The 24,386-nt window shown below is 53.1% G+C and carries 23 protein-coding genes; 16 read left to right on the top strand and 7 right to left on the bottom strand.

Features of this window, described 5'->3' with window-relative positions:
* The first annotated feature begins 222 nt into the window (after window positions 1–222).
* Window positions 223–516: a HesB/YadR/YfhF family protein gene (locus V4U88_RS08750; RefSeq protein ID WP_334072893.1), complete on the top strand. Its 294-nt coding sequence runs from the start codon at window positions 223–225 to the stop codon at window positions 514–516.
* Window positions 517–571: 55 nt separating this feature from the next.
* On the opposite strand, the gene V4U88_RS08745 is transcribed toward V4U88_RS08750, so the two are convergent.
* A complete protein-coding gene (locus V4U88_RS08745) occupies window positions 572–1,087 on the bottom strand; it encodes an ADP-heptose synthase (protein ID WP_334072892.1) in 516 nt (171 codons plus the stop codon).
* Between the two features lie 234 nt (window positions 1,088–1,321).
* Between V4U88_RS08745 and V4U88_RS08740 the strand changes: the two genes are divergently transcribed.
* The gene (locus tag V4U88_RS08740; protein ID WP_334072891.1) at window positions 1,322–3,079 is read left to right on the top strand and encodes an ABC transporter ATP-binding protein; all 1,758 of its coding nucleotides are present in this window, start codon (window positions 1,322–1,324) and stop codon (window positions 3,077–3,079) included.
* A 119-nt stretch (window positions 3,080–3,198) separates the two neighbouring features.
* On the opposite strand, the gene V4U88_RS08735 is transcribed toward V4U88_RS08740, so the two are convergent.
* The gene (locus tag V4U88_RS08735) at window positions 3,199–3,651 is read right to left on the bottom strand and encodes a DUF441 domain-containing protein (protein ID WP_334072890.1); all 453 of its coding nucleotides are present in this window, start codon (window positions 3,649–3,651) and stop codon (window positions 3,199–3,201) included.
* A 49-nt stretch (window positions 3,652–3,700) separates the two neighbouring features.
* Window positions 3,701–4,693, bottom strand: coding sequence for a YpdA family putative bacillithiol disulfide reductase (locus V4U88_RS08730; protein WP_334072889.1), 993 nt, complete (start codon window positions 4,691–4,693; stop codon window positions 3,701–3,703).
* Window positions 4,694–4,914: 221 nt separating this feature from the next.
* On the opposite strand from V4U88_RS08730, the gene V4U88_RS08725 reads away from it, so the two are divergent.
* The 3 genes from V4U88_RS08725 (at window position 4,915) to rsgA (ending at window position 7,666) form a co-directional block, all read left to right on the top strand.
* The gene (locus V4U88_RS08725) at window positions 4,915–5,388 is read left to right on the top strand and encodes a DUF3939 domain-containing protein (RefSeq protein WP_334072888.1); all 474 of its coding nucleotides are present in this window, start codon (window positions 4,915–4,917) and stop codon (window positions 5,386–5,388) included.
* Window positions 5,389–5,462: 74 nt separating this feature from the next.
* Complete coding sequence (locus tag V4U88_RS08720; RefSeq protein ID WP_334072887.1) at window positions 5,463–6,167, top strand: HAD family hydrolase; 705 nt, start codon at window positions 5,463–5,465, stop codon at window positions 6,165–6,167.
* A 368-nt stretch (window positions 6,168–6,535) separates the two neighbouring features.
* Window positions 6,536–7,666 (top strand): ribosome small subunit-dependent GTPase A, encoded by a 1,131-nt coding sequence (rsgA, locus tag V4U88_RS08715; protein WP_334072886.1) that lies wholly within the window; start codon window positions 6,536–6,538, stop codon window positions 7,664–7,666.
* Between the two features lie 18 nt (window positions 7,667–7,684).
* On the opposite strand, the gene V4U88_RS08710 is transcribed toward rsgA, so the two are convergent.
* Entirely contained in the window at window positions 7,685–8,479 is a 795-nt protein-coding gene (locus tag V4U88_RS08710; RefSeq protein WP_334072885.1) for an alpha/beta hydrolase, read from the bottom strand.
* A gap of 184 nt (window positions 8,480–8,663) precedes the next feature.
* Between V4U88_RS08710 and V4U88_RS08705 the strand changes: the two genes are divergently transcribed.
* A complete protein-coding gene (locus V4U88_RS08705; RefSeq protein ID WP_334073367.1) occupies window positions 8,664–9,896 on the top strand; it encodes an MFS transporter in 1,233 nt (410 codons plus the stop codon).
* A 309-nt stretch (window positions 9,897–10,205) separates the two neighbouring features.
* Here V4U88_RS08705 and V4U88_RS08700 read toward each other — a convergent pair whose 3' ends face one another.
* A complete protein-coding gene (locus V4U88_RS08700) occupies window positions 10,206–10,445 on the bottom strand; it encodes a hypothetical protein (protein WP_334072884.1) in 240 nt (79 codons plus the stop codon).
* A 358-nt stretch (window positions 10,446–10,803) separates the two neighbouring features.
* On the opposite strand from V4U88_RS08700, the gene V4U88_RS08695 reads away from it, so the two are divergent.
* The 5 genes from V4U88_RS08695 to V4U88_RS08675 all read left to right on the top strand — a co-directional run bounded on the left by V4U88_RS08695 (window position 10,804) and on the right by V4U88_RS08675 (window position 14,552).
* Window positions 10,804–11,652, top strand: coding sequence for a hypothetical protein (locus tag V4U88_RS08695; protein ID WP_334072883.1), 849 nt, complete (start codon window positions 10,804–10,806; stop codon window positions 11,650–11,652).
* 119 nt (window positions 11,653–11,771) lie between these two features.
* Window positions 11,772–12,158 carry a GntR family transcriptional regulator gene (locus V4U88_RS08690; RefSeq protein ID WP_334072882.1) on the top strand — a complete coding sequence of 129 codons (387 nt, stop codon included), beginning with the start codon at window positions 11,772–11,774 and terminating at the stop codon, window positions 12,156–12,158.
* Window positions 12,155–13,024, top strand: coding sequence for an ABC transporter ATP-binding protein (locus V4U88_RS08685; RefSeq protein WP_334072881.1), 870 nt, complete (start codon window positions 12,155–12,157; stop codon window positions 13,022–13,024). The genes V4U88_RS08690 and V4U88_RS08685 overlap by 4 nt, the downstream gene beginning before the upstream one ends.
* Window positions 13,017–13,655, top strand: a complete 639-nt coding sequence (locus V4U88_RS08680; protein WP_334072880.1) for an ABC-2 transporter permease — start codon at window positions 13,017–13,019, stop codon at window positions 13,653–13,655. The genes V4U88_RS08685 and V4U88_RS08680 overlap by 8 nt, the downstream gene beginning before the upstream one ends.
* 90 nt (window positions 13,656–13,745) lie before the next feature.
* On the top strand, window positions 13,746–14,552 hold the full coding sequence (locus V4U88_RS08675; protein WP_334072879.1) for an SDR family oxidoreductase: 807 nt from the start codon (window positions 13,746–13,748) through the stop codon (window positions 14,550–14,552).
* 89 nt (window positions 14,553–14,641) lie between these two features.
* Here V4U88_RS08675 and gluQRS read toward each other — a convergent pair whose 3' ends face one another.
* Both gluQRS and V4U88_RS08665 read right to left on the bottom strand, forming a co-directional pair.
* Window positions 14,642–15,604, bottom strand: a complete 963-nt coding sequence (gluQRS, locus tag V4U88_RS08670; protein ID WP_334072878.1) for a tRNA glutamyl-Q(34) synthetase GluQRS — start codon at window positions 15,602–15,604, stop codon at window positions 14,642–14,644.
* A gap of 24 nt (window positions 15,605–15,628) precedes the next feature.
* Complete coding sequence (locus tag V4U88_RS08665) at window positions 15,629–16,963, bottom strand: hemolysin family protein (RefSeq protein ID WP_334072877.1); 1,335 nt, start codon at window positions 16,961–16,963, stop codon at window positions 15,629–15,631.
* Window positions 16,964–17,134: 171 nt separating this feature from the next.
* Here V4U88_RS08665 and hrpB point away from each other — a divergent pair, with 171 nt between their 5' ends.
* The 5 genes from hrpB (at window position 17,135) to nagE (ending at window position 24,290) form a co-directional block, all read left to right on the top strand.
* On the top strand, window positions 17,135–19,690 hold the full coding sequence (gene hrpB / locus V4U88_RS08660) for an ATP-dependent helicase HrpB (RefSeq protein ID WP_334072876.1): 2,556 nt from the start codon (window positions 17,135–17,137) through the stop codon (window positions 19,688–19,690).
* A gap of 71 nt (window positions 19,691–19,761) precedes the next feature.
* Entirely contained in the window at window positions 19,762–20,304 is a 543-nt protein-coding gene (locus V4U88_RS08655; RefSeq protein WP_334072875.1) for a general stress protein, read from the top strand.
* 386 nt (window positions 20,305–20,690) lie between these two features.
* Complete coding sequence (locus V4U88_RS08650; RefSeq protein WP_334072874.1) at window positions 20,691–21,443, top strand: MBL fold metallo-hydrolase; 753 nt, start codon at window positions 20,691–20,693, stop codon at window positions 21,441–21,443.
* Window positions 21,444–22,307: 864 nt separating this feature from the next.
* The gene (locus V4U88_RS08645) at window positions 22,308–22,808 is read left to right on the top strand and encodes a PTS sugar transporter subunit IIA (protein ID WP_334072873.1); all 501 of its coding nucleotides are present in this window, start codon (window positions 22,308–22,310) and stop codon (window positions 22,806–22,808) included.
* A gap of 24 nt (window positions 22,809–22,832) precedes the next feature.
* Complete coding sequence (nagE, locus tag V4U88_RS08640) at window positions 22,833–24,290, top strand: N-acetylglucosamine-specific PTS transporter subunit IIBC (RefSeq protein ID WP_334072872.1); 1,458 nt, start codon at window positions 22,833–22,835, stop codon at window positions 24,288–24,290.
* The last annotated feature ends 96 nt before the right edge of the window (window positions 24,291–24,386 follow it).

Raw genomic sequence — 24,386 nt, 5'->3', positions numbered from 1 at the left:
CCTGCAGGGTTACTACGGTATTCAGTTGTTTGCGGTCTGCATCGCGAAATGCAGTCAAGTACACAATCGTAAACACCGTATTCACCCCTTTCAAATGGTAATTAATGCAAAATGCGATCTCGTATGTTGACGATTTTATCACCGGGTTCGGGAAGGTGTCAATTTATTTTTGCAAAATCCGTGCTTTCGTCTAAAATAAGGAGTGTATAGGAGGGGATGCATATGATCGAAATAACGAAAGAAGCCGCCCTTTGGTTCAAAAAGGAGCTGGGGCTGCAGGAGGGGGAAGCGATTCGTTTGTTTGCCCGGTATAGTGCGGGAGGACAAATCCATCCGGGTTTCTCCCTCGGCATCCAGTCGGACATACCCGTGTCGCCGGGCATTTCCGCCAAAGAAGAAGGCATTACCTTCTTTATGGAGGAACAGGATAAGTGGTACCTGGAAGGCTATCGGCTAAAAGTGACCTATAATGCGGCGGAAGACGATATCGATTACCTGTATGAACCTTTGGTATAGAATTCAAAAAAGCACGGGATTACAGACCTTGGATCTGTAGTTCCGTGCTTTTGCATCAGTTTTGATTAAAAAAGATATTGTCCTCCATCGCAAATTCGAAATCGCCGATATCGTAAATTTGCACCGGGGCTTCGGCTTCAAGAATCCGGCGGATCAGCTCCAGCTGGTCCGTCAGAATCGGCGCATTCTCACGCTGGGCGGCAAGCACGATTTCCGTTTCGATCGGATCGAGCAGTTCCCCATACTGCTCGTTGTCCACGGCATTGACGACGGTCCAGGAAACATGGTCGCCGAACAAAATGGCCGGACTTTTGGACCAGGGAACCGTCAGGGCGCGCTCAAGCTTTTTCCGGTTGAGCGGTTCCTCAAGGTAAGCGATCAATTCACCGATTTTACGTTTGACATGGTTGTCATCCAGCGGATCATTCATCAGCGGTTCCGGGCTTTTCTGAAATTCATAGAGCTCCATGACGGTGGTGTAAGGGACGATATATTCCACAGGTGCGGATGGCACCAATAATTCACCGTAAATTGCCACCATCACGGCTTCAATCACAAATCGACGTGACATGGTTATCCTCCTAAAGCGGCTGTTGCTATTCGTGCCTGCGTTCGGTAACACTGCCTCCAGATTTTGCTTGGGCAACTTTATTCCGCAGTGACAGGCAGTGACATGTTAATATGGAGTATATCATTAATGGGGTTACAAATACAGCGTTACGCTAAAAACAAGCGTCTGTCCCGTCGTTCAGAGGGTCGCCGGACCTTGGTTTTTAATAAAGAAGAAGAGGGATGTGCAGCCAAGTTGAAGCATTGGAAAGCTTATTTTAGGTTTGTTAGGCCTTATGCGAAATGGATCGTTCTAACGTTGATCATCGGGATTTTAAAGTTCGGCATTCCGTCTTTGCTGCCGCTCGTGCAAAAATACGTGGTAGACGACATTCTGCTAAACACGGCGGCCGATTTCGGCCAAAAGGTGGACCGGCTGTTGATCGTGCTCGGCGGTACATTATTTTTGTTTGTTATTGTCCGCGGTCCGGTGGAATACGCCAGGCAGTATTTTGCCCAACTGATCACGGCGCGGATTTTGTATGATCTTCGCAACAAATTGTATGGGCACCTCCAGCGGTTATCGCTAAGGTATTACCAGAATACGAAAGTCGGCGAGGTGATTTCGCGGTTTATCAACGATGCCGAACAGACGAAGAATATCGTGGAAGTCGGGATGATGAACATCTGGCTGGATCTGTTTACGCTGATTTTTGTCCTGGGCTTTATGTTCTTTTTAAATCCGCTCCTTACGCTGGTGGCGATTGCGATCTTTCCGCTTTATGCCATCGCGGTGAAAGTGCTCTACAAACGGCTGAAGAAGCTCACAAAGGACCGCTCGGCCGCGCTCGCCGGCATCCAGGCTTATTTGCATGAGCGCATTCAGGGCATCTCCGTTATCCGCAGCTTTGCCCTGGAGCGGCATGAGGCCCGCCAATTTGAAGGCATCAACGGTACGTATTTGAAAAAAGCGATGGCCCACAGCCGCTGGAACGCCTGGACGTTCGCCGTGATCAACACCCTGACGGATATCGCCCCGCTGCTTGTCATCGGGTATGGCGGTTATCAAGTCATTCAGCACCATCTGACCCTCGGCACCTTCGTCGCCTTTTTTGGATATCTGGACAGGCTTTACGCACCGCTCAAGCGGCTGATTAATTCGTCCACCGTGCTGACGCAGGCTTCGGCCTCGTGGGAGCGGGTGCTCGAACTGTTTGAGGAACCGTACGATATGACCGACCGGAAGGATGCGGAAATCATGCCGGGCGGGATGCACGGGATCGGCTTTCGCAACGTGTGGTTTAAATACCAGGAGGAAGGGAATTGGGTGCTGAAAAATATTTCACTGCAGGTGCACCCCGGCCAAACGGTCGCGTTCGTCGGCATGAGCGGAGGCGGGAAGTCCTCGCTGGTGGGGCTGATCCCCCGTTTCTATGATGTTCAGAAAGGGATGATCGCGGTCGGCGGGAAGGATGTGCGCGACTGGACGATGGAGAGCCTGCGCAGCCGGATCGGCATGGTGCTGCAGGACAACTTCCTGTTTAGCGGCAGTGTCCGCGACAACATCAAATTGGGGGACCCTGATGCCGATGATGAAGCGGTTATCGCCGCGGCGAGGGCGGCGAACGCGCATGATTTCATCATGGAGCTGCCGCAGGGGTATGACACCGAGGTCGGGGAGCGGGGGGTGAAACTTTCCGGCGGGCAAAAGCAGCGGATCGCCATCGCCCGCGTGTTCTTGAAAGACCCGCCGATTCTTATTCTGGACGAAGCGACGTCGGCGCTGGATCTCGAATCGGAGCACCTGATCCAGCAGTCTTTGCAGGACCTTTCGCAAAGCCGGACGACGCTCATCGTCGCCCACCGGCTGTCCACGATTACCCATGCCGACATGATTATCGTGATGAAGAACGGCTCGGTGGCCGAACGCGGCACGCATGAGGAATTAATGGCCAAAGAGGACGGGGTTTACGCGCAATTATATAATATTCAAAATCTGAACCCTGTACATTAACGGGAGGTTTTCCCGTTATCCACACCTCCTCCTTGATTCGATCCCAAAAAAGAGGTTTCCCTTTCCGCAGCGCGGGAGGGAAACCTCTTTGTGCATAAATCGTCAGATTGGCTTTACGGTCACAGCTTTCCGATAAATAGAGACAGAATACCGGCCGCGATCAGGGGGCCGACGGGTACGCCGCGGAACAGGGCGACGCCGAGCACGGTGCCGATCAGCAGACCGGCGACCACGGTCGGCTGGTTGCCCATCAGCGTCGCCCCGCGGCCGCCGAGCCAGGCGACCAGCATCCCCACGGCGATAGCAAGCAGGGACTTCCAGTGAAGGAAGGAGGCCCATAGGGTTTGCAGCGTAAGCTTGCCGCTGGCCAGCGGCGTCATAACGCCGATCGTCAGAATAATGATCCCGACGGTCAGGCCGTATTTTTCCAGCCAGGGAAAAGCGAAGTGCAAATGCAGGACGCGGATGAGCAGCAGTACGATCATGGCGACGGTAATCGGCATGTTGCTGCTGAAAATCCCGAGTGCCGCCAGGAAGAGCAGGACCAGAGATATCGTATCGAATTGGTTCATGGGTTAAATTAAACTCCTTGTTTCGGCTGGAACTACCGCTTTTTCAAAATTAGGCGAGTTCTTTCAGCAGTTCGGAAATATGCTCCGCGATCAGCCGGCCATGTCCGCGGCCGCTTTCGATGAATACCTCGTTGGCGTTACGGCCGGAGGCGATGACGCCTGCGACGTAAATGCCGGGCACGTTCGTTTCCATCGTCTCCGGGTTGAACACCGGCTTCTCCATCTCCCCGGACATCTCTACGCCGGCCTCGAGCATCAGCTTGCGGTCCGGCCGGAACCCGGTGAGGGCGAGCACGAAATCGTTCGGCACGGAGCTTGTCTTCGCATCGTTCACGGACTCGACCACAATTTCTTTTTCTTTGATCTGGATCACTCTGGATTCCAGCAGAAGCTTGATTTTTCCTTTATTCACCATGCTCTCGAAAACCGGTTTCACCCAGGGCTTGACCGACTCGGACATAGCCTCGCCGCGGTATACCACGGTAACTTCCGCATCGACGCGAACAAGCTCCATCGCGGCGTCTACAGCGGAATTGCTGCCGCCGATCACGGTGACCTTCATCCCCGCGTACGGGTGGGCTTCCTGAAAATAGTGGGAGACTTTATCCGTTTCTTCCCCGGGAATTCCCAACATATTGGGATGGTCAAAATATCCCGTAGAGATTACGACGTAGCGCGCCGGGTACTCCCATTTTTCCCCGCTGCGCGTGACGGAATGCACGATGAAGGTTCCGTCCGCCTTTCGTTCAATGCGAGTAGCTTCTTCATAGGAAGCGATCTGGACGCCATAATGGGCGCTAACTCTGCGGTAGTAGGCGAGCGCTTCATGACGGTAGGGCTTCTCGTTCGGCGAGACAAAAGGAATGTCGCCGATTTCGAGCATCTCCGGCGTGCTGAAGAATTGCATATACGTAGGGTAGGAATAAATGGAGTGAACGAGGCAATTTTTTTCGATAATGAGCGTATGTAAACCGCGCCGCTGGCATTCGATGGCTGCGGACAGTCCGCAAGGACCCGCTCCGATGATGATAACGTCTTGCATGAGAGTCCTCCTAAATTTTTTGGGGTTACCTGTACTGAACATTATTCATCCTACCGCAAAAAGAAAAGAATATCCAGAGACAGGCAGGTGAGCCGGGCATGTCCCGATTATGACGAATGTATGAAATATGGTCGGAATCGCGTTCAAAATCCGAGAATAAAGATATAATAATATTGTAAGCGCTTCCTGTTAACCGACTATGAAGTTGGGAGGTTATGCTCATGCTGTTATGGTTGAAAAATCTCCGCAAGCAACGCCAGGCTGCCCATGTCCCTTCTTCCGTGCAGGTCTCGCTGGAAGAGGTTAAGAAGGCGGTGCTGCAATACGAAGCCGAAATGCCTGACGGCATCAACCGCAAAACGCTTGTCCTGCCTGACGGAAGTTTGGATTTGAAACGATTGGCCCGCTATATGGGCGGGTCCAGTGAACAGAAGTTTTATTTATCCCGGGAAACGTATGAAATTTTTGCAGAAGCCGACCGTGAGATTCCTTATTACTTGGATATGGTGCAGGTGGCGGTGGATCATTATGTGGAACAGACCGGCAAGCTGCCCGTGCTGGGACCAAACCAACCGGATCAGGTAGATTTCCGGCTTCTCATCAGAGAGCGCTATCTGAAAGAAATCCCGCCGTTTCCCCTCTATATTACGGATCAGGAAATGCTTCTCACCCATCGGCAGAAACATGTGATGTGACTCGTGCCCCCGTCCTCGTCATTGACAGCTCCTATACAATAGATATGGGAGATAGATGAGAACGGGGGAGAATTATGGAACGGATAAAAGCGGTTTTGTTTGATTTGGACAACACGTTAATGGATCGGGACTGGACCTTTCGGCGATTCGCCGAGCAGCTTGTCCGTGAGTGCTTGCGGGTTGCCGGACCGGAGGAGCAGAAATCCATCATCGAATATATGATTGAGAGCGATGCGGACGGTTATCGGCCGAAGGAAGGCTTTTTTCGGGAACTGATCGACCGATTGCCCTGGGCTTCCAAACCGGATCTGACCGAACTAAAAGCGTACTATGACCGAAATTATATGTCTCACGCGCGGATTATGAATCATGCGGAAGAAGCGCTGGCGGCATGTAAATCGCTCGGCTTGAAGCTGGGGATCATCACCAACGGCTTCAGCCATTTGCAGTATGGCAAAATCGACCGCCTTGCGCTGCGGGGACATTTTGATGAGATTGTCGTTTCCGGTGATCTCGGCATCAAGAAGCCGGATGAACGGATTTACCGCATCGCGCTCGAGCGCCTCGGCACCAAGAGCGAGGAGACCCTTATCATCGGTGACCACCCCGTTAACGATATATGGGGGGCTGCGCAGGTCGGTATCCGCGGAATTTGGCTGTTGCGCAAACACGCCTGGCCTGACCATCTGGAAGGCGGCAAGCCATGGCGGACCATAAGGGAACTGAACGAGGTCGAGTCCTGCCTCAGGGAGTTCGCTTCGGACTGTATCGTAAAATAGTCTCATCCCGGGTTGACAAATGTTGCCTGATACCCTATGATGTAAACAAATCTTTTGAAGGAGGCTGGTAATTATGTACGAAGTATACGGAAATGTTTCTTTCGCTGCTCAACATAAGTTTACGGTCTCCGATCGGGCTTTGTTTATTTAAGGCACACACATTCCATTCATGTCAATAATGGAGTGATGATTCGTCTTGAATGAAGGAATATTGCCGTGGGACCGTAAAGGTCCTGCGGTTTTTTTCGTCCCGTGAGTGTTATTTACTGTGGGCGTAAAAGGTTATTAAGACGCAGGCTGATGCCTTGCGTCTTTTTTTACCCCAGAAAGGAATTTTGTTGAAATTTACCAAATGGAGGAATTCAAATTTGACGTTGACAACGAATCAAGACGTATATGATGAAAATGAAAAAACGGGTCTCTCCGCCTTTGGCTGGAACTCCGATTGGCAAACGGCTTTTGACGGGCTGGAGCTGGAGGACGTGCACCCGGGACGGGTGATTGCCGATTACGGTCATAAATACCGGATTGTGACAAAGCGTGGAGAAGGCTGGGCGGAGCTGTCGGGCCGGATCCAACATGAACTCGGTGACCGAAGCGCCTATCCGGCTGTAGGCGATTGGATTGCGGTGCGATTTATGGCGGAGGAGCAAAACGAAGGTATCATCCACGGCATATTGCCCAGGGCGAGCCGGATTTCCCGCCGGGCGGCCGGCTCGGTGCCGACGGAACAAATGATCGCGGCGAATGTGGATGTATTGCTGCTGGTGGCCGCCTTAAACTTCGATTTTAATTTGCGGCGGCTGGAGCGCTACCTCGTTATGGCATGGAACAGCGGGGCGAATCCGGTCATTCTGCTCAGCAAGGCCGACCTTTGCGAAGATCCCGGGCACCACGTCCGGGAAACGGAGAGCATTGCTCCCGGCGTCCCGGTCATCGCGGTCAGCGCCAAGGAGGACCAGGGCCGGGAGGAACTGGAGGCCCTGCTTCGGCCGGGGATGACCGTGGCGCTAACGGGTTCCTCGGGGGCGGGCAAATCGACGATTCTCAATTGGCTGGCGGGCAAGGAAATTCAGCTTACGCAGGGAATTCGCGAGAGCGATAGCCGCGGCCGCCATACAACCACGCACCGGGAGCTGTTTATCCTGCCGCAAGGCGCGGTGATGATCGATACGCCCGGAATGCGCGAACTCGGGCTTTGGGAGGACGGCGGCGGGTGGTCCGAAGCGTTTACCGACATCGAAGAGCTCGGCCGAAAGTGCCGGTTTGGCGATTGCCGTCATGAGCGGGAAGAAGGCTGTGCGGTAAAAGCGGCGGTAAACCGCGGGGAACTGGATCCGAAGAGGCTGGAGAATTACCGCAAAACGGAACGGGAACTGAAATTCCAGGCGTCCAAAGAACAGATACGGCAGCGAAACGACCGCAAGAGCAAAGGAAAAAAAGACGCCCGCCGCGGCAAAGGCGAGCAGCGGAGGCGTCTGACCCTGGACATGGATTAGCCATCCGAGGCTAATCCTTTATCTTTTTAGTGGAAGCCACTCCAAAACGTCTTGAATTTTAGCGTCCCAGTAAGCCCAATCATGATCCCCCGGACCTTCTTCGTAAGTCAATGTCAAGCCGGCTTGAAGACAGGTATCCCGAAAAACGAGATTGTCCTGGTACAAGAAATCTTCGGTTCCGCAGCATTGATACAGACGCGGCGCCTGATCCTGCGATCCGCTTTCCTGATACTGCCGCAGCAATGCGAGCAAATCATTCTCGGAACCGAGCGGCCCTTGCTCACCGAAGATCCGCCGGAATAATGCACTGAGTTCCCGGGGACCGTGGACATGATCGATAAAATCATGGTGAATGTCCAGGGCACCCGACAGGCTCGCCGCCGCGGCGAACATCTCCGGCTTGCGCAGCGCCAGCTTAAACGCGCCGTAGCCGCCCATAGACAAGCCGGCGACGAAATTATCCTCCCTGCGGTCGGATAAAGGGAAGAACGAGCGGCAAATGCTAGGCAGTTCTTCGCTGATGAACGTCCAATACCGGTTCCCCTGCGCCATATCGGTATAAAAGCTAAGGTCCGCCTGAGGCATAACCACGGCGAGACCGAGGTCGGCGACATAGCGCTCGATCGAGGTTCTCCGCAGCCAAATCGTATCATCGTCAGACATGCCGTGCAGCAAATAGAGGGTTGGATAGGGGCCGGACCGGGCGGTCCCGGGCATGCCGATTTGTGAAGGGGCGGACTGGGGCAAAATGACGGTCATAGAAGTGCTGAGCCCAAGCACTTCAGAAAAGAAACGGCATTGCAGAAGAGCCATGATGAAAACTCCCTTTCCTAATTTAAGTTGAAGTCTGAAAGCGTAACCAGGAAACACTATGTACAGTATATCGTGTTTTGGTATGCCAGGGGCAGATGTTTCATCGCGATTTCCCGTAAAGTGGTACAATAAAACAATAGCTGTCCATTCGGGGAAAAAACGATGCTGGGTGGGGGTGGAACATTTGGAATTTCCCTGGAAACGAAATTTATACGTGTTGTGGTTAGGTGTCTTTTTTTGCAGTACGGCCTATTCGATGGCCATTCCGTTCATGTCTCTTTTTTTGGCCCATGACCTCGGCGTGACCAAGAATGTAGCGCTTTGGTCGGGCTTCGCGTTCGGCATTACATTTTTGGCCGGCGCATTGATTTCGCCTTACTGGGGCTCGCTGGCCGATAAATACGGCCGCAAACCGATGCTCTTGCGGTCGGGCTTTGCGCTTTGCGCCGTTTATATTCTAAACTCGCTGGTTCAGACGCCGCTTCAGTTGATCGTCGTTCGGATTTTATCGGGGCTTCTGGCCGGTTATGTACCCGCGGCCATCGCGCTTGTTGCGACGAATACGCCGGAGAAGCGTGTCGGCTTCTCCCTGGGTATCATGTCGACGGCAGGTGCGGCGGGCGGCATTATCGGCCCTATGATCGGCGGCGTTGTCAGCAAGTTTTTCGGGTATCGGGAGTCTTTCTTGATGGCCGGGGCCGTGGTGTTTATCTCCGCGATGATCGCACTCATCTTCGTCAAGGAACAGAACTTTGACCGCACCAAGGAGCGGTCCCATGTTCTGGACGATCTGAAGCAGGCGAAGGCCAACGGGCCTTTTATGCGTTACCTGGGCATCGTGATGATCGTTACGGCCTCCGTCATGGTTCTCGAACCGTTGTTGTCCCTGTATGTGCTCGATTTGGGGGCTACCGAGTCGGACGCTTCATTGAGTTCCGGCATTATTTTCTCGGCGGTGGGAATCGCCACCGTGCTGGCGGCACCGGTTTGGGGGAAGATCGGGGAAAAAATCGGTTACCAGAACACCCTGCTGATCGGTCTGCTCGGCGGAGCGCTCGGCAATATGCTGCAATTGTTTTTCCATAACCTTGCGGGCTTCGGAATTTTGCGATTTATCTACGGTTTGTTCTTTGCGGCTGTTTTTCCGGCGCTTAACGCGCTGATCGTCAAGGCAACGGACCCCGAGTTCCGGGGCAGGGCCTTCAGTTTGAACCAATCGTCCAGCCAACTGGGGAATATGGCGGGTCCGATCGCCGGAGGAGCGATGGCGGGTTGGGTGGCCATTCCGGTCGTGTTTGTGCTGAATGGAGTGCTTTTGGCCGGTGTAGCCGCCTATATGCTCGCGAGTCGGGGGCGATTATCGAGAAATAAGGGAACTTCTGTCGAACCTGTGGAAACCTTGTCAGACCGGGGTTAAAGGTGAGTTTAATCCTCCCGAAAGTGGTTTATTTAGAAGTAAGAAAGGCCGACAGGAAAAAAGTTCCTGCGCGCCTTTCAAATGACCTCGTGGAGGTAGGGGATTATGGCGATAGACCGGTTTATCATTAAAAAGATTCAAACCTGTACCTATGAACCCATGCGGCAAAACCTGCTCAGACTTTTATTGATTCGGATTCAAAAGGCTATGAACGAAGAAGAGGCCATGACGTCAGTTTTATAACCGTCGTCATGGCCTCTCTATTTAGGCGATGCGAAATTTGCTGGTTTAACGAGCAGGGAAGCGTTATTAATAGAGCGAAAGCGCCAATGAATCAAATTCGCTCTTGCTGTGCAGGATCGCCTCCGAGCCTTCGATTTCAATGCTGATCAAGGAGTTCAAACATTTCTTCAAGGCTTGTTTACCGTTGCGGAATTTGTTCTCCAGCGCGCTGGTCAGCAATTTCAGGGTACGCTGAACCGGTTGTTTGGTATCGGTGTTGAAATATACGGGAACTTGATTGTTTTGGAAAGTAATGATAATTCTCATAGTTAATCACCTCTATACAGTGGTCTCATAATGCCATTCTAATGTACTTAGCTTAAAAATAGATTAAGATAACATTATAATTCAATTAAGGATTTGTAACACGCAGAATGACAGGGTTTCATTGTCATTCTGCTTTTCTATTTTATCTACGATTTTATGAGGAAATAAGTTTCAAATCGAAAAAAAAACTGATTCACCTCATTATTTTTTGGGTAGATGGTATTAGATTACCATTTTTTACAAACCGTCTTCGCGTTTGAAGAGTGGTATGATTACAACAAACCTTTATATCAACGGGATAAGTCGAAAATATACAGAGAGAAACGGAGATAAATCCATGCATGGAGGAGGTAAGCGAATGTTCTTGGCTGACACATTACATCAAAGCGCCTGGACGCTGGAAGCGAATGAAATATTTTATTTGGCCGATATGCTGGGAGCGAAGAGCCTGCTTGACATGGACAATCCACTGATTGGATATTTGCGGAGCGGAGAGAACGAAGGCTGGAATAAAGCGGAATATTCGTTAAAGTCAAAAGGGGTCCTTAACGCAGCCGCGGATTGCGAAGCAACTGCCGTTGCGGAACCTCTGCTGTCCAGCTTGTCGGCTGCCTTCGACGCGGATAAAGCTTGCTGGGTGAAATATTATGCCGAAAACAGGGTGCATGAGCAATTTTTGCACATCACCGAGGAACGGGTAGTGTCTTTGGAGCGCCTGCACGAGAATCCGGCCTTGCATCGCATCGATGAGTTTGGCTGTCTCTACCAGGCTTGCGGCATTCTTGCCGGGAAAATGAAGTGGAACACGCACAACTTGGGGGACATCCCCGCATTACTGCTTTCTAAGCGCAACTTTAAGGAGATTCTTGTCCGTCTGGACGAGATGGGGTTAAACGAAATTATGTCCCGGCTGGCCAAAGTATCCGATGATCAAGAAGGAATCATAGCCCTGGCAAAATGTATGAAAACCCGGGTAGCGCACGGAAGCTTGCGATTATATACCCGAGGAACGGACGGATGGGAGAGCCAAAGCGCCCAGTTTATTAACAATCACCATATGAATTGGCTGATTCGCAGCAGCACCAGGAAAGAGGAGGATTGGCTGATTGCCACGCCAACGCCGAATGAAGCGTTTCAGGATATGATGCGGCACTGGTTTGAGCATCCCAAAGAAGCTTTGGCAGCCGTTAAACAGAATACGAATTGAGCAGTAAGCTCCGCGATCGGAGCTTATTTTTTTTGCTTATCTATTGAACTTATCGTATACATTGTGTATATTGTATATATACATTAGCGACAGGGATTGGGCAAAAAGGAAGGTGAATTATGAAAATTTTGCTGTCCCCTTCATCGGGGGAGCCGATTTATATGCAGATTGTAAGGCAAATCCGGGGGAGCATTTTACAAGGAGAACTCCCCGCCGGTACTCCATTGCCTTCCATACGCCAACTGGCGAAGGAGCTTCAGATCAGCGTTATTACCACGAAACGGGCATATAACGAATTGGAGCAGGAGGGACTGATCGATTCGGTCGTGGGTAAAGGCTCTTTTGTATCCGGGGGGAACCAGGAATTTATCCGGGAACAGAGGATGCGCATGGTGGAGGAGAAAATTAGAGAGCTGCTCACGGAATGTCGGAATATCCCGGTTAGTGTAGATGAATTGATCGATTGGATCAAGATGTTGGATCACGATGGAGGTCATGAGGAATGAATGCGGTCGATGTGCAAGGATTATCGAAAAACTACGGGTCTTTTTACAAGCTGACGGATGTTTCTTTCTCGGTACCGAAGGGGTACATCACCGGGCTGATCGGCCCGAACGGCGCCGGGAAAAGTACCATAATCAAGGCGATCATGGGGATGGTCGTTCCTAACGCGGGGAAAATTGACGTGTTTGGTCAAAGCGCGGGCTCTGCGGCGGGGGAATACAAGCAGGAGATCGGTTATATTTCGGATGAAAATATCTATTACGACTACTTGTCACTGGAAGAAATGAAACGGATTATCGCTCCTTTCTATCCTAACTGGAATGAGGAAGTCTATCGGAAGTACATGGAGATGTTTGAGCTCCCTTCGCGTAAAAAAATCAAAGATTGCTCGAAGGGGATGAAAACGAAGTACTCGATCGCCATTGCCTTGGCTCATCACCCCTCCCTTCTGATCATGGATGAGCCTACGGCCGGGCTGGACCCGGTCTTTCGGCGGGAACTGCTTGATCTGTTGGCGGAATACATTTTGGAGGAAGCCAATACGGTGCTGTTCTCGACGCATTTGACGACGGATCTGGACAGGGTGGCGGATTTCGTGACGTTTATTCATCAGGGGCGAATCGTGTTTACCGATAATAAGGAGGATGTACTGGAAAGATATGTGATCATTAAGGGAGGAGGGGAACTGCTGGACCAGGACATTCGCCGCGAACTTTTGGGGCTCCGCGAAACGAGTTTCGGGTTTGAAGGGCTCTCGCCGAATCGGGCCAAAGCGACGGAATTGTTCGGAGACAAGGTGCTTTATCAGCAGCCTACCCTTGAGGACATTATGTATTTTACCGCCAAAGGAGGAAAACTGCGTGCCTAAACTAATTTGCCTCGTACGAAAAGATCTTCTGCTTGTCCGCCGTTACTTGTGGCTCCTGTTGATCTATGCGGTCATTTTTTCGGGATTTATTCAAAATAGCAACTCTACGCTGATCTACGGCATCTTGCCCGGTATGGTGATGATTCTGGCGATCGGTTCGGATATGCGGCAAACCAACCAGCAATTTCTGGTCAGTTTGCCGGTACAACGAGGGTATCTGGTCTTATCGAAATATGTATCTTCCCTGGTGCTGCTGGTCGTGTCCATCGTATTGTGCGTGCTGATCAGCGGAGCCGCGGATCAGGTTCATTATGGAGCTTTTCAAATCGATAAAGTCCTTGTCCTCGGTACATTGGTTTCCATGATCCTGTTTCTGTCCGTCTATTTGCCTCTTTACTTCTGGCTCGGGATCAAAGGAGCTCAATATCTGAACGTGGCTATGATGGTCATCATTTTGGGCGGCAACGGTGTGATTGCGAGTTTATTGAACAGCAGCGATATGGCATTCGTCATAAATTGGTTCTCGGGGCATCCCGTGGCCAGCGGGGTATTTGCGGTTGGCGTACTGGCGCTGGCGGGGATCGTTTCATATTTCATCTCCCGAGCCATCTTCGTCAAACGGGATTTGTAATTAGAAAGTGATTAAAACGCCCCTCTTTTTGGGTAATCTTGAGACAGGTACTTACCAGGTCCTTAACCCATGAATAGGAGCGTGTGTCATATGGCTGAAAATCACTACAACCGCCAGCGATTTCAAGGGAAGACGGCGATCGTTACCGGGGCGGGCTCCGGCATAGGCAAAGCGGCGGCGATCAGGCTGGCAAAGGAAGGGGCCAAAGTCGCGCTCTTTGATCTGATGAATGAACGCACGAAAAGCACGGAGCACCAAATTAACAATATTTATCGAGGGATTTCCCGATCCTTTGATGTCGATGTTTCGGATCCCGAGCGGATGGAGAAGGCGGTGGACGAAGTTGCCAAAGTCTTCGGCGGCATAGATATCGTATTCGCGAACGCCGGCATCAACGGCGTGCTGGCTCCTGTTGATGAGATGACGCTGGACGATTGGGAAAAAACGCTGAAAGTCAATCTCAACGGGACATTTCTGACCGTAAAATATACTGTTCCTCACTTGAAGAAACGGGGGGGCGGCAGCATTATTATCACCAGCTCCATCAACGGAAACGACCGGTTTTCCGGCTTTGGTATGTCGGCCTACAGCACGACCAAAGCCGGCCAGGTGGCTTTCACGAAGATGACCGCGCTGGAACTGGCCAAATTCAAAATTAGAGTCAACGCGATTTGTCCCGGAGCCATCGCCACCAACATCGATTCCTCGACGGAAGTCAGCGGGGAACTGGAGGAGATCATCATCCCGGTGGAATATCCGGAAGGGGCCCAGCCGCTGGCGGACGGGCCCGGACAACCGGAGAATGTCGCAGATTTGGTGGCGTTCTTGGCCTCGGACGATTCCGTTCATGTCACGGGCGCGCGGATTGTGATCGACGGTGCCGAATCCTTGCTCTAATGCAAAAAAGAAGTGTGAGTTGCCGCGGTTTGTTTCCCCGGCGATCACACTTCTTTTTATTTTTGAGTGGGGCTGTGGAAAATAAGGAATTAGGTCGAAATAAAAAAATCGAAATCTTTTTTACTTAAGTAATAGGGCTGCTTTGCGATCCGGTCCAGAGAGAAACTCCTAATCAGTTCTTTGGCGGCAACCGGCTCATACCGGTCGATCAATCCGCTGGTCTTGGCGAGCCACCCGATGATCGCCTCCGGCTGTTTTCCCGCTGCCCGCAGGGAAGCCAGGCTTAAATCTCCATGCCGTTTGGCCAGCCGCCGGCCGTCTTCGCCGAGCAGGAGGGGGGCATGCGAAAAATCCGGTGGAGCGCAGCCGAGAGCGAGGTAAAGTTCCAGTTGCCGCGGCGTAGAATCCAGCAGGTCCCCGCCCCGAAGCACATCGGTAATCCCCATCAATGCATCGTCGACGGTAACGGCCAACTGATAAGAGAACAGCCCGTCCGCACGCCGGACGACAAAATCGCCGCCGCTGCCGGGCGGAAACGATTGGGGACCGGCGATGCCGTCGTCAAAGCGGATCGGATCCTCTCCAATGGCAAACCGCAGCGAAGGGGATTTGCGTTTTTCGCGTTCTTTCCGCTCCTCGGGGTCAAGATTCCGGCAGGTGCCCGCGTACGGGGCTCCTTCCGAAGCCAGACCGTGCGGCGCTCCGGCCATGGACAATAATTCCGCCCTGCTGCAATAACAGGGATAGAGCCTCCCGGTTTGTTCAAGCTGGGCCAAAGCGTCTTCGTAATAAGACAAGCGCATGCTTTGCGTATACGGGCCCAGGCGGTCATCGGCTGCCGGTCCGAAATCCCAGTCGAGGCCCAGCCACCGAAGGTCTTCCGGGATTCTCTCCGCGATGTCGGCTCTGGACCGCTGCGTATCGATATCCTCGATGCGGAGGACAAACTCTCCCAGTACGGCGCGCATCTGCAGCCATGACAGCAGGGCGATCTTGGCATTGCCCAGATGCATCTCGCCGGAGGGAGTAGGGGCAAATCGCCCGCGTTTCATAACATTCACTTCCTTAACTAATCGTTAGGTATGGCTATATTCGTCGTTAAATTCTCCGGATTCCTCCCGTTTTTCGATCTCGATCTTCCGAATCCGGCTGCCTTCGCTTTCGAGCACCGTGAACGAAAAATCGCCATGGTTAAGCCGGGTGCCTTCCGCGATATCGATATCGTGACCGTACACCCAGCCGCCGATCGTGTCGGTTTCCTCATCTTCCAGTTCCGTGGACAGCAGGTCATTGATTCGGACGATCGACACTTTGCCGTCCACGATGAGATGATTCTCGTTCAGCACGGTTATTTCCTGCTCTTCCTCAAGATCAAATTCATCGCGGATATCCCCGACGATCTCCTCCAAAAGATCCTCGATCGTCACCATGCCGGAGGTGCCTCCGTATTCATCGATCAGCAGGGCGATATGGGAGCGTTCTTTCTGCATCCGGGAAAGGAGGGAGGTCAGCGGGATATTTTCCGGAGCCGTCATCACGGGACGAACCAAAGAAGCGAGCGGCATCTCCGGTTGATCGCCATGGGTCAGGAACAACTGCTTCGTATTGATGACCCCGATGATGTCGTCCTTGTTTTCCCGAATGACCGGAAAGCGCGTATATTGTTCGGTTTTAATGATCTCCAGGTTTTCCTCCCGGCTTTTGTGGACGTACAGGCAGACCATGTCCGTGCGGGGAACCATGATGTCCTTGGCAGTGAGTTCGTCAAAAGCAAAGATCCGGTTCAAATAGCGGTATTCATGGCTGGTGATTTCCCCGTGCTTTAAACTTTGGCTAAGCAGGGCTTGAAGTTCCGCTTCGGAATGCGCCTCTCCATCCCCGGGCCCCCCTCTGAGCCCCAGCAGGGAGACGATCCGGCCGGAAGAGGCGTTAAGCAGCCAGACCAACGGGGACATGAGACCCGTGAACCACAGCAATGGGCGCGAGGCAGCCAGAGCGAAGGTTTCGCCCTTTTGGGCGGCGAGAACCCGCGGGACCAGTTCGCCGAGCACAACATGCAGGTACGTGATCACGAGAAAGGCAAAAATAAAGGATAAAATACTTTCCAGCCGGTTCGGTAGAGGGAAGAGCCGGAAGAGCGGATGGAGCCATGCTTTCGCCAGCGGCTGCGCCAGCCAGCCAAGGATCAGCGAAGTCATGGTCACCCCCAATTGGCAGGCCGATAGCGCCTGCTGCGGCCGTTCCATCAGCCGGGCGAGCGGAACCGCGGATCTTCGGTTCTCCCGGACCAGGGAACTGGCCCGGCCGGGAGGAAGTCCGCGGAGGGAATATTCCGTAACGACAAAAAAGGAAGTCAGCGCCACCAGTAAAAGAATGAGCAAAAGATTGGCCCATGTTCCGTCCGGATTCATAATTGTTCGGATACCCTCCCAGATGTTCAGAGAACCTTTTTATTATACTAAGGGGAGTTCCCCGCTTCAAAACACGCCTTCCAAGGAAGGGGTATGTTAAAATTGAATCAACGCAGGGACGTTAAGCAAAAAAACGGCTTGGATTATAGTGTAACCCGATAGGAGAGAAAGATGAGAAATCAAGCGATGCCTATAGATGAGGTTCTTCCGGATTTGAAAAATGCATTGCGGACCAAAGGGGCGGCGGTCCTGCTGGCCGAACCGGGAGCGGGGAAAACGACGAGGACGCCGTTGGAACTTCTCCGGGAGCCCTGGCTCGAAAGTCAGCAAATTTTGATGCTGGAGCCCCGGCGGCTGGCCGCGAGGTCGGCCGCCTTCTACATGGCGAAACAACTGGGCGAAGCCGTGGGTGAAACGGTAGGGTACCGGATCCGGACGGAGTCCCGCACTTCTTCGCAGACCCGGATCACGGTCGTGACGGAAGGGATTCTGACCCGGATGCTGCAGCGCGATCCGGCTTTGGCCGGAACAGGGCTCGTGATCTTCGATGAATTCCACGAGCGCAGCATTCATGCCGACTTGGGCTTGGCCTTGGCGCTGCAGAGCCGGGAACTGCTGCGCGAGGATTTGCGCGTCCTCGTCATGTCCGCCACGCTGGACGGCGATCCGGTGGCGGCGCTGCTCGGCGGCGCGCCGGTGGTGCGAAGCCGGGGACGGATGTACCCGGTGGAAACGGTGTTTGCCGCCCGTTCGCGGGAGGAAACGCCGGAGGCGGCGGCAGTGCGGACGGTGCAGCGGGCGCTGGCCGAGCGGGATGGCGGCCTGCTCGTGTTTCTGCCCGGCGCGCGGGAAATCCGCCGGGTCCAATCGGCCCTGGCGGGGCGCGTTCCGGGGAATGTGATCGTCGCCCCGCTGTTCGGGGCGCTGCCGCAGGAGGAGCAGCAGCGTGCGATCGAGCCGGCACCGGCCGGGCAGCGCAAGGTCGTCCTGGCGACGTCGATCGCCGAGACGAGCCTGACCGTGTCCGGCATTACGGTCGTCATCGACACCGGGCAGCGCCGGACCTCGTTGTTCTCGCCGCGCACCGGAATGAGCCGGCTCGTCACGGTGCGCGCGGCCCGCGACGCGGCCGATCAGCGGCGCGGCCGCGCGGGGCGCACGGCACCCGGGGTTTGCTACCGCCTGTGGAGCGAGGCGGAGGACCGGGCGCTGCCCGGGAGCACGCCTCCGGAAATGCTGGAGGCGGATCTGACGCCGCTGGCGCTGGAGCTGGCGGCCTGGGGCGCGGCTGCGCCGGCCGAGCTGGCCTGGCTCGACCCGCCGCCGGCCGCGCCGTACGCGGAGGCGGTCCGGCTGCTGCGGCAGCTCGGCGCGCTGGACGAGGCCGGCCGCATCACCGCCCACGGCCGGCGCATGGCCGAGCTCGCCCTGCACCCGCGGCTCGCGCATATGCTGCTGCGCGCGCAGCCGCTCGGCCTCGGGCGGGCCGCCTGCCGCCTGGCCGCGTTGCTGGAGGAGCCCGGTCTGTTCAAGGACCGGGCCTCCGGGAGCGGCGGCGACCTGCGCAGCCGGCTCGCCGAGTTCATGGCCGCGGCCGGAGAGACCGGCCCGCGGGGAAGCGGCGCGTCCACCGGCGCCGAGGCGGCCGACCGCGGGGATCTCGAGCGGTTGCTGACGATCAGCCGCCAGTGGGAGCGCCTCCTGGCGTCCTTCTTCGCCGGAACCCCTAATCCCGGCGAGGAACGGGACTTCGGAGGCTATTGCGGGCTGCTCGTTTCCTTCGCTTACCCCGATCGGATCGCCATGCGCCGAACGGACGGACGCTACCTGCTGCGAAGCGGAAGGGGCGCTGTTTTCACCCGGCCGCCGCAGAGCTTGGCGGGAGAAGCGTTTTTGGCGATTGCCGATGTGGACGACGAAGGGACCGAGGGCCGGATTCGGTTGGCCGCCCCGTTTGAAGAAAGCTGGCTGGCCGACTATTACGGTGATGATCTTCGGGTCGAGCGAACAGCCGAATGGGACGACGCGGCCGGCGCGGTACGCGCCCGGATCCGCCATTTCTTCGGCGCCATCGTTTTAAAGGAGTTACCGGATCCCCGGCCTTCATCCGAAATGATCGCCATGGCGCTCCTGCGCGTGGTAGCGGAACAAGGGCCGCGGATTTTACCGTGGAACGCCAAATCCCGGCAGATCCAGGCCAGAATCCTGTTTCTTCGCCGACTTGATGAAAGCTGGCCGGATGTCTCGGACGAAGCGCTTGCCGCGGAGGCTGAGGATTGGTTTGCCCCGTATGTTGCCGGCTTCCGAAAAAAATCCGATCTTCAGGCCCTGTCCCTAACCGGCATATTGGAAAACCGGTTAGGCTGGCAGCGAACGCAGGAATTGAACCAAGAGGCTCCCACACATCTCGTCGTCCCGAGCGGATCAAAAATTCCGATTCAATACGAAGGGCCGCAAGCTCCTTATGTTGCCGTTCGCCTGCAGGAGGTCTTCGGCCTGATGGAGACGCCGCGGATTGGTTACGGAAAAGTGCCCATAACCCTGCATCTTCTATCTCCCGCCAGCAGGCCCGTACAGGTTACCTCGGATTTGAGAAGCTTTTGGCAAGGGACCTACTTTGACGTCAAAAAGGATCTCAAGGGACGGTATCCGAAGCATTATTGGCCGGATGATCCCTTTGCGGCAATCGCGACCCGGCGGGTCAGACCGGAAGGCGGCGGCAAATAGCCGCATGTGGTTAGAATCCCTGTTCCTCGGGTAATGAAATGGAAACCAGGAACATAAGGAGGCTGATCACAATGAGCAAAAAAATAGTTGGCGTATTCGAAAACGAAAGAGAAGCGACGGCAGCGATCGAGTCCTTACAACAGCAAGGGTTTTCGGCGGAAGAAATCTCCGTGCTTTCCCGCGATCGCCGGGACAGCGAAGCGATTCAGGATGAGACCGGAAGCAAAGCGCCGGAAGGGGTGGCCGTGGGGGCCACGACAGGCGGTGTGCTTGGCGGTGTCGCAGGCTTGTTGGCGGGGATCGGAGCGTTGGCGATTCCCGGCATCGGTCCGGTGGTGGCGGCGGGACCGATCGCGGCCGCATTGACCGGCATGGCGGCCGGCGCCGGCGCCGGAGGTCTGGCCGGCGGTTTGATCGGCCTCGGCATCCCGGAAGATGAGGCCAAAACCTACGAAAGCTATCTCGACGAAGGGAAGATTCTTGTCCTGGTCGATGAGGATGACCGCAGTACAGGCGTCTACGACACGTTCCGGACCAACCGGTCCTTGAATTCCGATATCTATGCTTCCGGCTTGGCGGATCCGTATCGCGAAGACCCTTCCAGCCGTTTGTAATTTTTTTGGCTTCCATGCGATATTCCATAAATGACTAAAGCGGGGCGGTGCTCAGTGGATCAAATGGCCGGATTTGGCCTTCCGAATTCACTTGGCAGCCGCCTTGTTTACGTGCCGCTTCAAATCTAACCCTAAAATCAGGGACAGTGCGGCAAAAAGGAGCAGGGCCATAATATCCCGGGTCATGATGTCCACAACGCTTCCGCCAACCGCTTCCCGGCCGGCTACCTGTACTTAACCCCTTAATTTAAAAGAGTTCGACCTGTAAAAACCGGTTGAGCTCATAATATGAACTGGGATTTAAAAACTATACATAAATGTAGAGTATCTTTTTAAACTACTCCTTCGTTTTCTATTATGAGGAACTTGGAGAGGAGATAGAAAAAATGAAAATCAGTAATGGTGTGGAAATGCTCGAAATACAAATTGATTCTTTTGGAAACCCAGCCATGATAAACCCAACCTTGATTTGGGATGATGATACTACCATTCTGATTGATACAGGCACCCCAGGAAGCCTGGAGCAAATAAGGATTGCTATGAATGAGATCGGAATCCCTCTGAACAGGCTTAAAGTTATTATATTGACACATCAAGATATTGATCATATCGGTACACTACCAGATTTAATCCATGAAAAAGGAGTAGAAATTGAAGTTTATGCTCATGAAGCAGATAAGCCCTATATTGAAGGCACTCTGCCTTTATTAAAATTAAACGCCGAGAGTATGGCTTGGCAGATGGAAGCCATTCCCGATGAAGTACGCAGAAGCTTCTTGGAAGAATTAACGAATAATCGACCGAAGGCAAAGGTCACACAAACATTGGTCGATAATCAGGAACTTCCTTATTGTGGGGGAATTCGAGTGATCTCTACGCCTGGGCATACACCCGGCCATATCAGTCTTTATTTTCAGGAAAGTAAAACATTGGTGGCTGGTGACGCGGTATTCAGTGTGGATGGAGTTTTGTATGGACCTCATCCAGAGTCAACTCCGGATATGCAGACCGCATTACATTCTCTAGAGAAGTTCCTCTACTTCGACATTGATACGATGATTTGCTATCACGGTGGAGTAAGCCGGCACAATGTAAACAAGCAACTTAAGGAACTTGTCGCAAGAAGAACATCCTCTTAACAGTTGAAGTTAACTGCAGGCTCTTACAAGATTTGATTTGGATTTTTGATTTATATAGGTTGAACTAAAGAATTGGCGTTGGGCAAGGATGTGATAGGGTTTCGGATATACGTTGCCAACATCCACATTTGTAGATATAAAGTCCCATCGTCGGAGTCTACATCATTAACGGGAAAATTTCCCGTTAATGTACCGCTCTTAGCTCCTCAACCGGATTTAGCTGGAAAAGCTCCATCTATTTCGCGGGCCTATTGCTGATATACACAATTTCAGGCGAATTAGCGGGAGGTTTTCCGGCTAACTCGCCTCTGCAGCCGCATATGTACCAAATTAACGGTAAGAATTCCCTTTAATTCGAACCAAACCATTAGTTGCAGGTCAAGAGTTTGAAGAGAGCTCTTTACACCGCTGTCTAATATGCAAATCAATAGTTCAACCTATATAGGATTAATAATATAATGGACCAGTAAGGGGTGGAATCATAATTCATTGAAAAGTCGATAAGCTATTGAAAAAACCAGTAGTACAGCAATTTTTTAAGTAGGTTCAATGCCGTCGAACCTATGGACAGCGCTTTCAAAAAAACGGTTGACGAGATGCGCTCCCATGATCTAAGATTTAAACAAAATCATAAAACCGATTTCATACGGCGTGTTACCGTTAAGATTTAATGGGCATAAGCCAAGAGAGGATAACCTGATTTTCTCAGGTTTCTTTTCTTGGCCTTTTTTATTGCCTCCGCCAATGCATACCGGAAACCGCCGGGCATAATACTAATTCATGTCATGTGTGAATCGGGATCAAGCTTACGGAGATGGAGCGGGAACCGCCTTCTTGAACCGTTTGGGATAGGAGAGATTTCATATGTTCGCAAAATGGAGAAAAAAAACTGCTGAGAGCAAGACGGTTGAGGTATTTGCACCGTTGACGGGCCGGGCCGTTCCCTTGACCGAGGTTCCGGATGAGGCCTTTGCCGGAGGGCATATGGGCCAGGGAATAGCTATCGTACCAACGGAAGGGGTGCTCATCGCACCGTTTGACGGGAAAGTGGCGCATGTGATTAAAACGAGCCATGCCGTCATGCTCGAAAACGAAGCGGGCCTGCAATTTCTGTTCCACCTTGGCATTAATACGGTTTCTTTGAAAGGAGTGGGATTTAAATCTCATGTTTCTGTGGGGGATCGCGTGAAAGCCGGTGACGTCCTGATCGAATTTGAACTCGACACCATTAGAGGAGCCGGCTTTCCTGTGATTTCACCGATTATCGTGACGAACGCCGGGGAGACGACAAACGGTTTGGAAATGGTCACCGGACCTGTGACGGCAGGCAGAGACCTCGTGCTGAAGGCAGTTTTGAAATCCTAAAATAAAGGGAAGGATGATTGCTTTATGCTGGCTTTTCTCCAAAAGATAGGGAAGTCATTAATGCTGCCCGTCGCCACCTTGCCGGCGGCGGCTATATTGCTTCGATTCGGGAGTATCGATTACATTAAAGACTTTCATATGGGGGAAGGGGTAGGAGGATTTATAAACACCTACATTGCCCCATTTCTGGCAGCCGGCGGAGGAACCATCTTTGATAACTTGCCTTTAATTTTTGCCGTAGGAGTAGCGATAGGCTTGGCGGGCGACGCGGTTGCGGCGCTTTCGGCCGTGATCGGTCAACTAATTTTGCTGAATGTTCTGGAGAGAGTTCCGGGCATTTTTCCGAAACTCATGGCTTCCCCCGATACGAAACTGAATATGGGGGTGCTTGGGGGAATATTGGTCGGCTGCATCGCCGCTTATCTTTACAAAAAGTATCATAATATCAAGCTGCCGGATTGGCTCGGCTTCTTTGGCGGAAAACGGTTTGTGCCTATGATTACCGCGCTGACCATGGTTGTGGTCGGCTTGATTTGCGGTCTGATATGGGGGCCGATTCAAAGTGCGCTCGACGTCTTCGGCAATTGGGTGACCGGACTCGGGGGGATCGGCTCGGCGGTTCATATTGTCGCCAATCGCCTGATTGTTCCTTTCGGTTTACATCACATTATCAACTCGATTGTCTGGTTTCAAATCGGCGATTTCACGAACGCGGCCGGAGAAGTGGTACACGGCGACCTGACCCGCTTCTTTGCGGGAGATAAAACCGCCGGAATGTTTATGACCGGATTCTTCCCCGTCATGATGTTCGGTCTTCCGGCGGCCGCCTTTGCCATCATCCATACCGCTAAACCGGAAAAACGCAAAACCGTGGCCTCGATTTTTATCGGCACAGCCTTTGCTTCGTTCCTCACGGGGATCACGGAACCGCTCGAATTCGCGTTTATGTTCGTAGCCCCTGTCCTGTACGGGGTGCATGTGGTGCTTTCGGGGCTTGCCGCCTACGTGACCTACGCGCTCGGGATGAAGCTCGGTTTTGGCTTCTCGGCCGGGTTTATCGACTACGCGATCAACTACCAGATTTCGACCAAGCCGCTGTTGTTGATTCCGGTAGGTCTGGGTTTTGCCCTCTTGTACTATGTACTTTTCAGGTTATTCATTGTTAAAATGGATTTGAAAACACCAGGCCGGGAGGACGAAGCTTTGGAATCGGAAATGGAGCAAAATACAACAACATCAGCAACCGGGGACAGCCGCGCCGCTAAAATTTTGACGCAGATCGGCGGGCCCTCCAATATTGAATCCGTAGATGCGTGCATTACCCGTCTGCGGTTGGTGGTGAAGGACGACAAGGCGGTCAACGATGCCGCATTGAAACAGCTGGGCGCCTCCGGGGTTATGAGACTCGGTAAGGGAGCGGTCCAGGTGGTCTTCGGACCGCAGTCCGAAGCGATCAAAGACGAAATCAAAAAAATGCTTTAACATGAAAAAGCGGGGAGAGGATCAATCTTCCCGCTTTTTCATGTTGTGAGGGGAATCACCTTTCTCCCGGCCTATTGGATTTACACTAAAATCAGG

Origin of the sequence: Paenibacillus sp. A14, assembly GCF_036864815.1 — a bacterium.
In the GTDB taxonomy this organism is placed as follows: Bacteria; Bacillota; Bacilli; order Paenibacillales; family Paenibacillaceae; genus Fontibacillus; species Fontibacillus sanfengchensis.
The sequence above is the reverse complement of the archived record's forward strand: the minus strand, read 5'-3'. Positions and strand labels throughout refer to the sequence as shown.